Source organism: Dehalococcoidales bacterium (genome assembly GCA_028717385.1).
In the GTDB taxonomy this organism is placed as follows: Bacteria; Chloroflexota; Dehalococcoidia; order Dehalococcoidales; family CSSed11-197; genus CSSed11-197.
Genome location: JAQUNW010000001.1, coordinates 24,633 through 39,194, shown reverse-complemented (window position 1 = coordinate 39,194; position 14,562 = coordinate 24,633). Strand labels below are relative to the sequence as shown.

Genomic DNA, 14,562 nt, shown 5'->3' with positions numbered 1-14,562 from the left:
ATCCGCTTGCGGCCCACCTTATTTTTCCTCACGAATCAGTTTCAGATATATATCCTCCAGGGGATGCTCTCTTTCCGAAACCTCGAGAATTTTACCACTGGCGCCAACGATGGCTTTTACTAATTCGGGACGATTTTTGTCCGGCTCAATCAACCCAATAATCAATTGACCGTCTTCTTCTTTTACATCTTCGACAAAGGTAAGTTTTCTCACTGCATCCACAATTGTTATACTCGGATCGACCAAGCGAATAATTACCTCACGTCGGAAAAAGCGATGTCGCAGATTTAGCCCAGTGTCTAAGGCTAGCAGTTTAGTCCGTATAACCGCGATCCGATGACAGAGTTGCTCGGCTTCTGTCAGATTATGAGTCGAAAGGAAAACAGTTCTCCCTTCATTACTAAGTCGTTTCACCAGTTCCCTGACTTCCTGGGCTGCCTCCGGATCAAGCCCTGCGGTCGGTTCATCTAGAAAGAGGACTTTCGGTTCGTGTAGTAAAGCCCGCGCCAATGCCAGACGCTGTTTCATACCCTTGGAAAACGTACCCACCCGGCTCTCCCGGCGTTCCCATAGCCCCATCAATTTCAGGTATTTTTCTACGTGAGCTTCAACATCAACGTTGGAATAGAAACCGCCAAAGTATTCCAGGTTCCGACGAGCACTCAACTTCTCATAAAAGCCGGGAGTATCGGTTAGTAATCCAATCACTTCATGCAGACTATCAATTTCACCATCTGTTCGATGGCCAGCTATCACCGCATATCCTGAAGTAGGGGCAATGATACGTGCCAGAATACGAATGGTGGTTGTTTTACCTGCCCCGTTAGGCCCAAGAAAACCAAGTACCTCGCCTTCGGCGACTTCAAGATTCAGGTCTTCTACTGCCGTAATATCGCCAAATCTTTTGCTAATATTGTGTGCTTCGATTATCGTCATCTTGGTTAATACAATCTTTGCGCTATCCTGCAATCACAATTGTCTTTGAGCACATCAGTTGCAATTGCAAGTATAGGATAAACGTAGCCACCTATCAACTTTCAGGATGCATGAGAAGCACGTTCAACAAGTTTTAATAGTCTACTCACCCAGTTATCAATGCATCCTATTTCAGGGAGGCGCTATCCATTCTGTTTTTCACTTCATTGTATACTGCTTGGGAGGGGACGATAAGTTGAGTGAGGCGGAATGGGTGATGTATTGGGAGGAGTTTTGGGGTTGTGAAGTTTAGATTGAAAATTTGAAATAGCAGAGTAAACCTTCGAATTGAACTATTATTATCAATAAAAGGTTATTATTTGTAGACAGGTACCTTGTCTGGAGTTAAAATACAAATTATGTCTATAGAGTCTACTTTCAAGGGATTTATCGGAGAAGCCCAAACCAAACTAGTGCAGACCATCCTCGATCCCAAGTATCATCGTAAATATGACAATGTTCTTATCAAAAACGCTGATGATTCTACACAGATAGATCATGTAATAGTTTCTCGATATGGGATTTTCGTAGTAGAAACAAAAAGATGGAATAGCGATTCTGTTATATACGGCTCCTTACATGATAAAACTTGGACTGTTTTTATTAATGGTGGCAAGTTTTCTTACCCAAATCCCATTCGGCAGAATTACAAACACAAGATCATGTTGTCTGAATATTTATCAATACCCCCCGAGAATGTTTTCGCCATAGTCTATATTTGGGGTGGATGCAAGTTTAAGAAGGAAAAACCTCAAGGAGTTATATGTGAAACTAGCGCTTTTTCAAATGGCTATAGTTATATCAAAGAGATAGTTAGTCATAAAGAAGTCATATTCACCGACGAAGAAGTTGCAAAATTTAATCAGAGCATACAAGAAATCCAAAATATCACAAACTTCTCTGATCATCTTAAGCATATCCATACTGTAAAATCTAAGCATTCCGAACAATCGAAATCGTCGATAATGTTAAACACAATTGTCGCACGATCTGACGTCACTCCAAAAATATGCCCTAAGTGCAAAGAAGGTAAACTTATCACGCGCGAAGCAAAAAAGGGTGCTCATGCGGGAGAGTCATTTTTATGTTGTTCAAATTTCCCTAAGTGTAAATATAGAACTTTATTGAATAAAAAGAAACTTGAGGTATCTTCTTGTAGTAATTGTGGTACTGAAGTCCAAGACGAGTATAGATTTTGTTTTAAATGTGGTACTAAATTATCTAATACATCCGCTAGTAATCAATAATGAGGTGTGATAGAAATGCGTCTTCGGTTTAGCAAAGCTGACAAAAAGAATATTGCCAAGTATCAGAACCAAGAAAATATTGAAGAGGATATATGGCTTGGAACCACAAGAGTAGTAGGCTACAGGTGTAAGAAGTGCCGAAGAGAATTCCCATTAGATATTCTTGAAGTTGATCATATAACTCCTGTTTCCAAAGGTGGCAAAGATAATCCTGCTAATCTTCAATTGCTATGTCCACCTTGTAATAAAAAGAAGGGCGCTACATTTAAACCCAAAATATCAACCTTAAAGAGTGCCCCATTAAAATCCAAAATTACTCAGAATAAGACCGGTCAGTCGAAATCAAAGTCTACCTCAAGCAAACCAAAAACAACATCTGTAAAAACTAAGCCAAGTAATAAAAGAAGCGTGAAGCCAAAGTAATAATTACAAAGATTCCATAGTAACTGATTGGAATATATCTGCTTCTACACTATTTGGATATTTAAACAAACAATATGTTACAAAATTGTTAGGAGTAGACTAAATGAAGAAATTTGTGCTAATTATGACTTTCGGCATAGTTTTTATTGCTATCGGGATGTTTCAGTGGCAGGAAGGTTTGAATTTACAAAAATTAACACCTCTTGAAGAAGCAAGACCTGTGTGGTCTTCAACAACCGAAAGCAGGATTAAATCTGGTGAAAATAAAGAAACCCTAGGATTAACATTATTAGCTACTGGAGCTGTTCTCACCACTGGGGGCTTAATAGGGTCAATAATATATTCCAACAAAGATGCCAACAGACAAAAATATGATTACGAAAACAATAACAATTCAATTTGTGAGAAATGTGGGACTATCGTACAAGACGATGATTTGTTTTGCCCAAAATGTGGCGTACAATTTGAATTAAGTAACGGAAACACAAGTAATTTTGCTACCTCGCAAAAACAACACACACATTTTCAGGGTGTGAACCTTTGCTCAAAATGCGGACGGGCTATTTCTGGTAGAAGTAATACTTGTGGCGGGTGTGGAGGAAAATTTGAAGACGAATATTTGGATTACAAATTAAAAAAGTGCCCCTATTGTCAAAGTAGAAACATTGTGGATTCGGTAAGTGAAAAAGCAAATAATGAAAATGAGAAACTTCAACTTGGTTATGAATATCTCTGGCGAGGGCACTGTTTAGATTGTAAAAAGAATTGGCATTGGAAACAACCTTAAAATGAATCATACAAAATCGAACCTATCATAGAGGATGTTGAACGAGTTGAACACATAGAGCCATCAAGCGAATTGTTATCCGTTGATGAGTATTGTTTTTCACGTGGCAGAAAGATTAGCCCTGAAGTGCAATTCTGCGCTCGGTGCGGAAGACAAGTAAGAAATTAGCTTGATGTTCTCTCCTCTAATTAGTGGAACATTCATGTCGATCTAATCATATTTTGCTATATCGCATAAAATGAGTTCCAAAACTTACTAACAGCAACAAGTACACAAATTATACAATGTGCATTTTATCTCTCCAACCCCCTGATACAACCTCAAACTCTCCTCAAACTTCACTGACCTTGTATACCTCAATACCATATCCAGGCTCTCCCACCCGCCAAGCCTCATGATATGTTCTATGTCCAGTCCCTGTCTATGCAAATTACTGGCAAAAGTCCTCCTGAATGTATGTGGATTACACCGTAAACCAATCCTCTTCTCCAGTCTATACAGCATGATCTGGATGCCTCTTCTTTTTATGTTCCACATATTGAAACGCTCATTATTGGCGGTGCTCAAATATTCATTTATGAGATTCAGTGTTCTTGATGTGAAAGGAGCTTTCCGCTACTTGGCGCCCTTGCCCCAGATAATGATTTTCTGGGTTTCGAAGTCTATATGTTCTTCTTTGATGTTGATGAGTTCATTAAGACGGATGCCTGAGTCTGCAAGCAGGCTGATGATTGCTTTGTCACGGGTATTATCTGCTTGATCTATCAGATACGTTACCTGTTCACTGGTAAGACTCGGAAGGATGACCTTCCTCATCCTGGGCGGGTCTCCCTTTGTTATAGGGTTATCGGTGATGTATCCCTGTCTGTACAGCCAGTTGCAGAAGGCTCTTATGGATCTGTAGTAGGCGTTCTTGCCGTTGGTGCAGGTCCTGGTGGATAGGAACTGGCATATGTCATTGGGTGAGAGTGTGCATGTCTGTGTAAATGGTATAAGCAGGTACCTATAGAATTTGATGGTTCTTTTGGATGTTCCCTGGCTGCGGGATTTGAGAAATAGAGATAATAGAAGCGGTAATGGAGGATTGGAAGTAGGCCGTACAGGTCTCGAACCTGTGACACCCTGATTAAAAGATACAATTTACATCCCTAAATGTAAATCTGAGTAACGAGACATGCCTCTCAATTGGATGATTTAGCTTTGATGTGTACCGTTATGTCATGTTTGGTTTATTAGTGTAGTGGAAAGTTCGTTAGCAAAAACAATGTCGAGAAAGTGGCGGAAGGTATATGTCATTTAATCTGAGGTTTTCTTCAATAACATTTATTTGATTTTCGGATAAATCAAGGAGTTTGTATATGAGTTTATCGATATCATATGCTATTAAATCAACTTTCGAATTATGTTCGGTTGTTAACTTCGATAGTATCTCTCTTTGCTTGTCATCTTTTATATTGTATTTCCTCTGTTTTACTAAATAATTAGATTCTAACTTGATTATTTCATCTATACTATTGTGTATCTCATTTATAGCTTGGGATGAATCGCTATGTTTAAGATTTATAACAGGTAGCCTTAGATTGTTAAATACCTCAGGTTGAAATATATCTATATTATCTAATTTATTCTTTAAATACCATAGATTAAAAGATGATTTCAAAAAAGCCACAATAAATTTAGCACTTGGTTTGATATCCCCAGAAATCTTTAATATATTAGGTAAACTCTCGGAAAAGAATTGAAAATTTTTAGTAGAATAAAATACTGCTCCGCCAGGAACAATATATATTGTCTCCTTCCTTTTAATATCTAATTTCACTTTAGCTAAAGTGAATAACGGAATACTATATCTTAAATATGTAGATGTTAATCTAGGTGGTATTACATTATCTAAATAGTATATATTTCCCCTACTTGTACCATTAATTCCTATTTTTTTTAGCTTATCAATATTTTTTTTCTCTAGGCTTATCGACTTAGCTACTTCAAATCGAAAAATAGCTTCATGGCTATGGCAATCAAAAAAACGAATAATAGGCAAGCAACAGAATATATTTTTAATTAAACAACACTCATTTTGAACAGATAATAGGTGATTAGATATTTTACTTTCAATGTCAACCAATAATTTATCTTGGGCTATTGCTTCAATTTCTGTTGCCTTTAAAACACTTATTGTCCCCTTTTTTATCGAATATACAAGCCTGTCATTCTTAATGTTAATTAAAGTCGGAGATTTTTGAACGTGAATAGAAAATATATGTTTTTTGCTTTGTAGGTTATATTGAGTAATTGTAGGTCTTACTGCTGGCTCAATATTAGAAAAACACTCAAAAATTGGGTTGATAATATGGCTTAATGCATGTCCGCCTCCTTCACTTTTCTCAACTAAGCCTATTTTGCTTTTATTTTTGGAAACTCCTAAAAGTATATACCCACCATCTGTATTTCCAAAAGCACAAATATATTTTTTTAACAATGATTGTGAATCTTCTGAAACATCGGGTATCCCTATCGAATTGTCTAACTTTATTAAGTCATCTAATATACGAGCCATAGATGGCTCTTCTGTTGAGACCATCTCCGACGGATTTGAAAATGCGATTTTCAAAGAAGGAAATGACAGCTTTTCAACTTTTACCCAAGACAGCGGTTTTCCTACTTCTTCAGCAATATGAGCATCTGAAAATTTTAAAAACGGAAGAGGTGTTTTTCTTAAATATGGGCGTTGGGATTTTATTGTATTCGCCAGTTTTTCTTTTTGCTCCTCACTCCTATAGCAAACGGCTGCAAGATAAGGGGAACTAAAACAATTAGCTCTTGTATTGCCTTGAGGGATTGTGTTTAATATTCCTTTGTTAGAATCAGTGTGAGCATCAATTACCAGGCAATCATATTTAGCAGATTCTTCATATAATTTGAAAATATCCCAGTTAGATAATACGTTTGGCTCTTCTATTCCAAAATTATCTTGATTGTACCCACCATTAGATAAAAACTGATGTATATCCTCAATTGGGGTTGTATCATTAAAAACAACTAGTAAATGAATTCCGTTACTTACCTCAAATTCAATTGCTGGAAGAATAAGAATACTTTTAAATATTTCTAAATCATCGTCTATTTTTGATATTCTATTTTTTACTTGCTTAGAGTCGGTAATCAATGAAAGGGATTTTCTTTCATTGGCTAATTTCTCTTTTATATTTAAAATCCGTTTATAACCATCAATTGAATTATGGTCAGATATACCTAATATCTTTATATCATTAGAACGTGCAAATCGCAGAATTCTTAAATACTCATCATCACTCTTGGGGCCTTTATAGCATGAAGATGCCGGCGTGTGCACATGAAGGTCTATTTTTACAAAATCTGATTTCATAAACTTATGTATTATATATTTTAGACAATCTTTCTATTATTAATACATTTATAAAATACCTTTCTCATTATACACCCAAGGTCAAGCTAGTAATTTTGACTATTGCAGGGCATGGTACAATTTATATAGTGGTTATTACTATATGGCTATATTGACTATCGAAGGGGGGGGGTAAAAACATGGGCATACGGCTAATTGAAGGCAACGCTGAAGACAAAGGCTACATACTTGAAAATAACATTCACGTTACTTTCCGGGAACTCCAAGTGCTGTTTTTGTTAGCAAGAGGCCAGGAACAAAGTGAAATAGCGAAACAATTTGGTATCAGCATCAACACGGTTAGAAATCACATCTATAACGTAATGATAAAACTAAACGCAAAGAACCGCTCACAGGCAATAGTAAAAGCTTTGGAGAATGGTATTTTCGAAATTGTTAAATCAAAGTATTTAGTGAAAAAATCTGCTAGTGAATATGGATGGTGTTGGAAATGCAATAAAGTTTTTTTAATAAAGGATTGGGTTACTATACAACTTGAACCTATAGAAATTAATCATGTAATGGTTAATCCTTCCCCATATCCAGCATGTCCATACTGCAAAGAAGAGTTTGATATTAGCTGTTTATGGAGTTATTTACTTGATTACAATCCTGAGCTTCCTAAAGTACCAAACAAAAATAAGACATATAAAAATCTTGATTATGTAAGGTCATATTTTAAGGAATCTGATTTATCGGTCGAAGAAGATTATCAACAAGAAGTTGAAAGTGTCTAGAAATCAATCAAAGCTTGAGAATGAGGATGGAACGCAGTGCCTTCTGAATGAACAAGCCATTGTTGGCAGTCAGCGAAATGGGACAGTTTTCCAACCGAAGACTTTAGCATAATCAAGTAGCGTTCACAAGCTCCCGCAGGTACCGGTTGTAGTTTCTGCGACGATTTATTGTTTGTGCCTGCATCTCCTTTCGGTGTTCCAGGATTTGATTTCTCCTCCCTTAAAGAACATCTGCTGGCTATGTGCCGATAGTGCTCTACCATCATAAGAGTAGAATGGCCCAAGTTGTGTTTAAGCAAAAAGACATCACCCCCGTTGAGCAAGAATCTTGTTGCATAAGTATGCCGGAAAAGATGAGGGTGTATCCTTGGAACATTAGCGGCTTTTGCCAGGCGTCTAATCATCGACTTGACGGCGGTAGTCGTCATAGAATAACCATCCAGCGTCAGGAAAAACGTGTCTATACCTTGATGAGCCGGCCTTTGCCGGAAATGATAGTAGTAGTGAAGCAAGGTCTTCTGGCAATCGGCACCAAAAGGCACGATACGTTCCTTAGAACCTTTGCCCAGTACTTTAAAGTATCTCTGGTCCAGGTGGACGTCCGCTTCTTTTAAGTTTGCCAGTTCCGACAATCGAATACCGGTATCGAGAAAAAGCGCTAGTATAGCTCCGTTTCTTGCTCCGAGAGCCGTGCTCTGATTAATATTGCTAAATAACTGGTCTATCTCTTGTGGTGTAAGGGGTTCAACCAGCAACTGTGTCGTTTTAGGTGGCTTGAAATCGGCCAGAACATGCCCATCGGTATAACCCTTCCAAGCAAGCCACGAGTAGAATCCTCTTAGCGCCCGGACTCGATTGGCAACTGAGTGTTTTGAAAGCGGCTTGCCTCTGATTATTTTGCTGTATAGATATAATACAAATGCACGTACTTCGTTCTCGCCAACATTACCAAGCCTGGTTGGCATGTTCTCCATCTGCAGCCAGCGCAGAAAGGCGTTAAGAGCTTCGCTATACCATGATACCGTCTGGGGTGATTTTCCTTCACTGCGGTTAAACACCTCGTAGTGTTGAATGAGTTGACCCAGTTCAATGCCACCCTTTTCCATGTCTTCCCACCGAAAGTTTTTTCGTGCCTTCATCGTAATACTTGCCCCCTTTATTGTGAAGTGACTGTGAGGCAAGTAGTGGCGGGAATCATTTTGGCTTTCTTATCAGTCAGGGCGCCGGATTGCACTTTTTAACAAAAGAAGAGGCGCCTTAAAAGGCGCCTCTTACGATTGGAGCATTTCCCCTTTGAAGCTAACTGGTAGGCCGTACAGGTCTCGAACCTGTGACACCCTGATTAAAAGTCAGGTGCTCTACCAACTGAGCTAACGGCCCACGTGCGGATTAAAGTCTAGCAAAAATCTGCCACTTTAGGCAAGCGGATATTTTTATATATCAATTATGTAATATCGTTTACGCATGTATGATGTTTAAGTGCCAGATGATATCATCCGGAGTTAGTTATACTAACGTTTTCGATAATACGGGCACAATCCGTGTGAGATTCTTTCCTTTGTTAAAGAATGACACGTGTATATGGGTAGCCAACGGTAACATGTTTTTAAGTGTGCTCCGGGTTACAATAGGGGTGCTCAAGAATGGCATAAGTTTATGGATGCCCAATTATACACCCGTGGTAATTGAAAGGGGTAATCATAAAAAAAGAGGGCTTAATTTAAGCCCTCTCTCATGTGAGTTAAAATATTTTAGGCAGTAGCGCCACTTTGGTTGCTGGTATTATCCGCCGGGTAGGCGGCTTCTGCCAGTTGGTGCGCAGTTTGATCCAGCCTTGCACGCATATTTATGCGGGCTCGCCATCTTCTGATTAACGCCGGAATAACAAATATTGGCAAACCCGGGAAAAGCGCACCAGGCAAACCAAGGCGGGGTATCAGCCACATGGTAATCAACACGAAGATGATGTAGAAGGGCAAATACATTAAAGCGCCTTTAGCAAAGTTCAGGCTGCCATCTACGCCACCAACCCGATATGTGCTCAAGACATTGAGCAGAAACATTACCGGTATGTTGGCAACAAGAATAGTTAATGTAGCGTTACCTTTTTGTGCCACAAACGACACAAGCGCCAGTAAACCGCCACCAACAAAGAATGATAAAAGGCACTGCAGCATATTTTACCCTAATTTCCCCCTTCTTCCCTTGACAATTTAAACTTCGTAATGTAATACTAATGTCAATCATAACTAGAGTGTTAACACATAACTATTAATGCTATAGTTATAATTCTTGAATACAATTTCAGGTATAATTATACCGTCTTTAGTCAATTATGTCAAAACAGTTCTGGTTTGGGTAATTTGGTCTATTAAGGATGTTAGAAAATGGCAGATTGGTCTTTTTTTACTAATCATGGGCTGGTGCTGGCAACCATTGCCAAACAACCCAAGAGCACCGCGCGGGAGATTGGTGATACCGTAGGCATTACCGAACGCACCGCCCATAAAATCATCAATGACCTTGAAAATGAAGGGTACATAACCAAGATTAAAACCGGTCGTAAAAACCGTTATCGTATACATTCTAACGTTCCCCTGGTTGATGAAGGAAGTGATGTTGCAGTTGGCGAACTCCTTGCCATGCTTGGCTGGAAACGCCGGCGCACCTTGCCTTCTAAACCTGTCCCCGGCACAACTTCCGATCCTTCCAGTTAACTATTAAACTTAGTTTTACCAGTGAACCTTATATATTATTTATTCGGTTCTTTGGTATTTGTTGAGGTATGTTTTACTTTTATGTCTGATAATATTATTCAAATTCAAGACGGCTGTATTACTTCTTCCCGCGGGTTTCAAGCTGGCGCAACCTATGCCGGCATCAACAAGCACCCACCTCACAATATGGATCTCGCCCTGCTGTATTCTGAAGCACCATGCAATGCATGTGCCCTGTTCACCACTAACCGGGTAAAAGCTGCTCCGGTACTTATAAGCCGTGATCGCCTACCTTCCAGCTGCATCCAGGCACTGATAGTAAACAGCGGTGTCGCTAATGCTTGTACCGGTGAAAAAGGCATGGCTGATGCTCGTTTTATGGCAGACCTGGCAGCGGCAAGACTGAACTTAAAACCGGAATGCGCTTTACCAATGAGTACCGGTGTTATCGGCAAGCCTCTTCCAGTTGACTTGATAGCATGGCATTTGCCTTTAATAAGTCTGTCCAACGAAGGTGGGGCAGCCTTTGCCAGAGCGATTATGACCACCGATACCCGCCCGAAAGAAATTGCGGTTAAAGTGAAATCTGGCGGAGGAGACTATACAATTTCCGGCGCGGCAAAGGGTGCAGGGATGATTGCCCCCAATATGGCAACAACCCTGTGCTTTATTACTACAGATGCAGCTATAGAGCTGGAAGCCCTTGAAACTGCCCTGAGAAAAGCTGGTAACAAATCATTCAATATGATTACTGTTGATGGGGACACATCAACAAATGATACTCTGCTTGTCATGGCGAACGGCCTTGCTAGGAATCAGGTTATCAAAACCGGATCCCGTGCAATGAGAGTGTTTCAGGAAGCTCTGGACCACGTTTGCATTTTTCTTGCCCGCTCGGTTGTTTCTGACGGTGAAGGTGCAACTCGGCTTATTACTGCCAATGTTGCCGGCGCTCGTTCTAAAAAAGAAGCTCGTATTGTCGCTAAAGCTATCGCTAGCTCCAACCTGGTTAAAACCGCCATTCACGGCGCTGATCCTAACTGGGGGCGAATTGTCAGCGCCGCTGGTAGCAGCGGAGCCGCATTTGAAGAAAGCCGGTTAAGCCTCACGATTGGCGGCATTAAAATATGGCAAGAAGGTAAAGTACTGGATTTTGAGTTATCCTCGCTGCGTTCCAAGCTCCAACAGGAAGAAATAGTCATTAATTTGAACTTGAACCTTGGAAAAGGCACTGCTACAGCCTGGGGTTGTGATATGAGCGAGGAATATGTAACCATAAACAGCGAGTACACAACTTAGCAAAGGCACTGATATGGAAAATGCATTAAAAAAAGCTATCGTTATCAAGCTTGGCGGTTCCGTATATAACAGCAGGGATACCGTAATCACTGATATCATACGCCTGCAAAAAGAAGGACAACCGGTTGTAATCATCCATGGTGGTGCCTCGTTGGTCACTAACTGGCTTAAAAAGCAGAACTGCACCACCACATTTTATGAGGGTGAACGCATAACCGACGAAACCTCTCTGGATGTAGTTACCGCAGTGCTTGCCGGGCTGGCAAACAAGGAAATAGTAGCTACAATCCAGGATGCCGGTGGTAAAGCAATTGGAATTAGCGGTGTGGATGGTGGGCTGATTCAAGGGAAAATCAAGGATCGCGCCAGGGGATACGTCGGAGCAGTGGTCAAGGTAGATTCTGCACCGCTACAGGCAATCATCTCAGGGGGTTTTATTCCGGTAATATCCCCGGTTAGCCTTCATGCGTACGACAGGCAGGGAGGAGAACGCTCTCTACTGAATATCAATGGAGATACCGCCGCTGGTGCTATTGCTGCCGAACTTAAAGCTGGCAGGTTGGTTTTTCTGACTGATGTCGATGGAATTAAAGATGAAAGCGGTAAGATTATAACCAATATACCGGCTTCCACGGCGCGCCTGTTAATAGAAAGCGGAGTTGCCTATGGTGGCATGATACCTAAAATCCGCGCTTGTCTTGACGCAGCCTCTAACAAGGTTACTATTTGTTCTATAATTAATGGTAGCATCCCGCACAGTCTCTATAACGAAATAATTGAGGGAAATAACGGTACGCGTATATTCCCGGATTAAGGATTTTTATGAGCAGCACATGGTTTGATGAAGAAAAAAATTACTATATGCCAACATTCAAGCGTCTACCGATAACGCTGGTACGAGGGCAAGGCAACCAGGTCTGGGATGAAAATGGAAAAGAATACCTTGATTTTGTTGCCGGCTGGGCAGTTAACTCGCTCGGCCATTGCCATCCGGTTGTGGTTGATGCTGTGTGCAAACAGGCAGCTCAGCTGATTCACACTTCCAACAGTTACTACACTATTCCTCAACTTAATCTGGCCAGGTTACTGGTTGAGAACAGCTGTATGGATAAAGTCTTTTGCTGCAATAGCGGCACTGAAGCAAACGAGGGGGCAGTCAAGCTGGCGCGGCGTTACGGGCACCGTTATCTAAATGGAGCTTACGAGGTTATTACCGCCTTAGGCTCGTTCCACGGCAGAACTCTTGCCATGGTCTCTGCCAGTGGCCAGACTCGCCACCAAGCGCCTTATGTTCCACTTCCGGCTGGTTTTGTGAATGTCGAGTTTAATAATATTGAAGCGCTTAAGGCTGCCACCAGTAAAAAAACCTGCGCGGTAATGCTTGAGCCTGTACAGGGCGAAGGCGGGGTAAATATTGCTGATTATGAATATATTCGTGCTATCCGAAAATGGTGTGACGAAAAAAATATTCTCTTAATCCTGGATGAGGTTCAAACTGGAATTGGGCGAACCGGTGAGCTTTTTGCCTACATGCATTTTGGAATTGAGCCGGATATTATCACACTGGCAAAAGGGATGGGTAGTGGTTTGCCAGTGGGTGCAATTGCCGCCAGAGAACGTGCTTCGGTATTTGGCGCTGGTGAACACGGGTCTACATTTGGGGGCAATCCAGTTACCTGTGCAGCTGCGTATGCCACCGTTTCTTATATAATTGAAAACAATTTGCCGGCACATGCTGCAGACATGGGTAGATTATTTTGCCAGGGGCTAGATAGCCTGGTACAGCACTACGATATTGTTTCCAGCCATCGTGGCATGGGTTTGCTCCAGGCACTCCAGTTTGAAAAAGACATAGCTGATGAACTTGTATTAAAATGTCTGAATAATGGCTTGCTTATCAACCGCCTGAAGCCCAACGCAATCAGAATTATGCCGTCTCTTATCATTACACAGGAAGAAGTCGAAAAAGGTCTTGGTCTTCTGGAAAAATCAATAAAAGGTTTTTAATGTGCCCGGCTACATCCGAAAATTTAATATCATCGTAGCAAGCTTAGTACTGGCAAGCCTCGTAATAGTACTGGCGGCGCCTCATACCATTGAACCCTACCGCCTGTTTCAAAAAGATAATGGCAAATTCTATATCCTTGCTGATTCTATCAACGGAGTAGATGCTGCTGTTGTTGAAGATGCCAGACAACAGGCGATCAGCTTTTACGGAGAAGGCACAACCAACGCTGATGATTATTTTTATCAGCTTATTGGCATCTACCAACTATGTACTGATATTGATACAGTTGTCATCTTTAACACCGGCGGTTTCGGCTGGGATTCTGTTACAGATGCCAAAGGTTGGCTTACTGTAATGGAAGGAATCGAAAACTTCCTTAAAGACTCCGGCGAAAACATATTGGTAGTTGATTACGAACGTACACGCTCTTCATTTGAAGGAGCTATTAGCGAAGCAATTGCCTTTTGGGGAGCATTTCCAGCCAAAGCTGCCGAATTGGCAAACAGGGTATCATTCCTTACCCGTAACTTGCCAAACCTTAAGGTGCTTCTTACCGGAGAAAGTAACGGCGCAACTATAGTTGAAGAAACTTTTCGGCGGCTCAAAGATAATCCCCGCGTTTTTGCTATCCAAACTGGTCCAACGGTTGTACAAAAGAGCCTTAAACACGAACGCTCCCTGGTAATGCGCCATAACGGAAGAATTGCGGATTCCTTTAGCCATGGTGATGTGTTCACAATTTTACGGTCAAACCTGGAAGCCATGTTGGGAATTTACCAGGAAAATCCTGGTGATATCCTTTTTTATATCGGAGCACCTGGTCATTATTATACCTGGGAATATACAGAATTCAGGCAGGAACTCATTGCTTTCCTCTCTCGCAATTTGATATAAAACTCGCCAAATAATACACTTTGGCTTTTGTTATATAATAGATAAACTTTA

13 protein-coding genes, 1 tRNA gene and 1 pseudogene are annotated in these 14,562 nt (G+C 40.8%); 9 read left to right on the top strand and 6 right to left on the bottom strand.

Annotated elements, in window-relative coordinates; translation table 11 throughout:
- Positions 1-18: 18 nt before the first annotated feature.
- On the bottom strand, positions 19-969 hold the full coding sequence (locus PHX29_00190) for an ABC transporter ATP-binding protein (protein ID MDD5604335.1): 951 nt from the start codon (positions 967-969) through the stop codon (positions 19-21).
- A 365-nt stretch (positions 970-1,334) separates the two neighbouring features.
- Here PHX29_00190 and PHX29_00185 point away from each other — a divergent pair, with 365 nt between their 5' ends.
- The 3 genes from PHX29_00185 to PHX29_00175 all read left to right on the top strand — a co-directional run bounded on the left by PHX29_00185 (position 1,335) and on the right by PHX29_00175 (position 3,432).
- Positions 1,335-2,222 (top strand): NERD domain-containing protein, encoded by an 888-nt coding sequence (locus PHX29_00185; GenBank protein MDD5604334.1) that lies wholly within the window; start codon positions 1,335-1,337, stop codon positions 2,220-2,222.
- Positions 2,223-2,237: 15 nt separating this feature from the next.
- Entirely contained in the window at positions 2,238-2,645 is a 408-nt protein-coding gene (locus PHX29_00180) for an HNH endonuclease signature motif containing protein (GenBank protein MDD5604333.1), read from the top strand.
- Between the two features lie 103 nt (positions 2,646-2,748).
- Complete coding sequence (locus tag PHX29_00175; GenBank protein MDD5604332.1) at positions 2,749-3,432, top strand: zinc ribbon domain-containing protein; 684 nt, start codon at positions 2,749-2,751, stop codon at positions 3,430-3,432.
- A gap of 255 nt (positions 3,433-3,687) precedes the next feature.
- Here the strand turns inward: PHX29_00175 and PHX29_00170 are convergent.
- Together PHX29_00170 and PHX29_00165 are read right to left on the bottom strand one after the other, a co-directional pair.
- Positions 3,688-4,248 (bottom strand): annotated as a pseudogene (locus tag PHX29_00170) (site-specific integrase).
- A gap of 436 nt (positions 4,249-4,684) precedes the next feature.
- Positions 4,685-6,817: a putative DNA binding domain-containing protein gene (locus tag PHX29_00165; GenBank protein MDD5604331.1), complete on the bottom strand. Its 2,133-nt coding sequence runs from the start codon at positions 6,815-6,817 to the stop codon at positions 4,685-4,687.
- A 179-nt stretch (positions 6,818-6,996) separates the two neighbouring features.
- Here PHX29_00165 and PHX29_00160 point away from each other — a divergent pair, with 179 nt between their 5' ends.
- On the top strand, positions 6,997-7,593 hold the full coding sequence (locus tag PHX29_00160; GenBank protein MDD5604330.1) for a helix-turn-helix transcriptional regulator: 597 nt from the start codon (positions 6,997-6,999) through the stop codon (positions 7,591-7,593).
- Here PHX29_00160 and PHX29_00155 read toward each other — a convergent pair.
- From PHX29_00155 to PHX29_00145, 3 genes are all read right to left on the bottom strand, one after another.
- Positions 7,590-8,732: a tyrosine-type recombinase/integrase gene (locus PHX29_00155; protein ID MDD5604329.1), complete on the bottom strand. Its 1,143-nt coding sequence runs from the start codon at positions 8,730-8,732 to the stop codon at positions 7,590-7,592. The genes PHX29_00160 and PHX29_00155 overlap by 4 nt on opposite strands.
- Positions 8,733-8,897: 165 nt before the next feature.
- A tRNA-Lys gene (locus tag PHX29_00150) sits at positions 8,898-8,973 on the bottom strand.
- Positions 8,974-9,344: 371 nt separating this feature from the next.
- Positions 9,345-9,770: a hypothetical protein gene (locus tag PHX29_00145; GenBank protein MDD5604328.1), complete on the bottom strand. Its 426-nt coding sequence runs from the start codon at positions 9,768-9,770 to the stop codon at positions 9,345-9,347.
- 210 nt (positions 9,771-9,980) lie between these two features.
- On the opposite strand from PHX29_00145, the gene PHX29_00140 reads away from it, so the two are divergent.
- The 5 genes from PHX29_00140 (at position 9,981) to PHX29_00120 (ending at position 14,511) form a co-directional block, all read left to right on the top strand.
- A complete protein-coding gene (locus PHX29_00140; protein MDD5604327.1) occupies positions 9,981-10,310 on the top strand; it encodes a winged helix-turn-helix domain-containing protein in 330 nt (109 codons plus the stop codon).
- Positions 10,311-10,391: 81 nt separating this feature from the next.
- Positions 10,392-11,609 (top strand): bifunctional glutamate N-acetyltransferase/amino-acid acetyltransferase ArgJ, encoded by a 1,218-nt coding sequence (gene argJ, locus PHX29_00135; GenBank protein MDD5604326.1) that lies wholly within the window; start codon positions 10,392-10,394, stop codon positions 11,607-11,609.
- Between the two features lie 13 nt (positions 11,610-11,622).
- Positions 11,623-12,423: an acetylglutamate kinase gene (gene argB / locus PHX29_00130; protein ID MDD5604325.1), complete on the top strand. Its 801-nt coding sequence runs from the start codon at positions 11,623-11,625 to the stop codon at positions 12,421-12,423.
- Positions 12,424-12,431: 8 nt separating this feature from the next.
- Entirely contained in the window at positions 12,432-13,616 is a 1,185-nt protein-coding gene (locus PHX29_00125) for an aspartate aminotransferase family protein (GenBank protein MDD5604324.1), read from the top strand.
- Between the two features lies 1 nt (position 13,617).
- A complete protein-coding gene (locus PHX29_00120; protein MDD5604323.1) occupies positions 13,618-14,511 on the top strand; it encodes a hypothetical protein in 894 nt (297 codons plus the stop codon).
- Positions 14,512-14,562: the final 51 nt, after the last annotated feature.

What these genes read in the sequence shown, in the direction of transcription:
- PHX29_00185 (MDD5604334.1), top strand. Translation starts at nt 1,335, where the DNA reads ATGTCTATAGAGTCTACTTTCAAGGGATTTATCGGAGAAGCCCAAACC.
- PHX29_00180 (MDD5604333.1), top strand. Translation starts at nt 2,238, where the DNA reads ATGCGTCTTCGGTTTAGCAAAGCTGACAAAAAGAATATTGCCAAGTAT.
- PHX29_00175 (MDD5604332.1), top strand. Translation starts at nt 2,749, where the DNA reads ATGAAGAAATTTGTGCTAATTATGACTTTCGGCATAGTTTTTATTGCT.
- PHX29_00165 (MDD5604331.1), bottom strand. Translation starts at nt 6,817, where the DNA reads ATGAAATCAGATTTTGTAAAAATAGACCTTCATGTGCACACGCCGGCA.
- PHX29_00160 (MDD5604330.1), top strand. Translation starts at nt 6,997, where the DNA reads ATGGGCATACGGCTAATTGAAGGCAACGCTGAAGACAAAGGCTACATA.
- PHX29_00155 (MDD5604329.1), bottom strand. Translation starts at nt 8,732, where the DNA reads ATGAAGGCACGAAAAAACTTTCGGTGGGAAGACATGGAAAAGGGTGGC.
- PHX29_00145 (MDD5604328.1), bottom strand. Translation starts at nt 9,770, where the DNA reads ATGCTGCAGTGCCTTTTATCATTCTTTGTTGGTGGCGGTTTACTGGCG.
- PHX29_00140 (MDD5604327.1), top strand. Translation starts at nt 9,981, where the DNA reads ATGGCAGATTGGTCTTTTTTTACTAATCATGGGCTGGTGCTGGCAACC.
- argJ (MDD5604326.1), top strand. Translation starts at nt 10,392, where the DNA reads ATGTCTGATAATATTATTCAAATTCAAGACGGCTGTATTACTTCTTCC.
- argB (MDD5604325.1), top strand. Translation starts at nt 11,623, where the DNA reads ATGGAAAATGCATTAAAAAAAGCTATCGTTATCAAGCTTGGCGGTTCC.
- PHX29_00125 (MDD5604324.1), top strand. Translation starts at nt 12,432, where the DNA reads ATGAGCAGCACATGGTTTGATGAAGAAAAAAATTACTATATGCCAACA.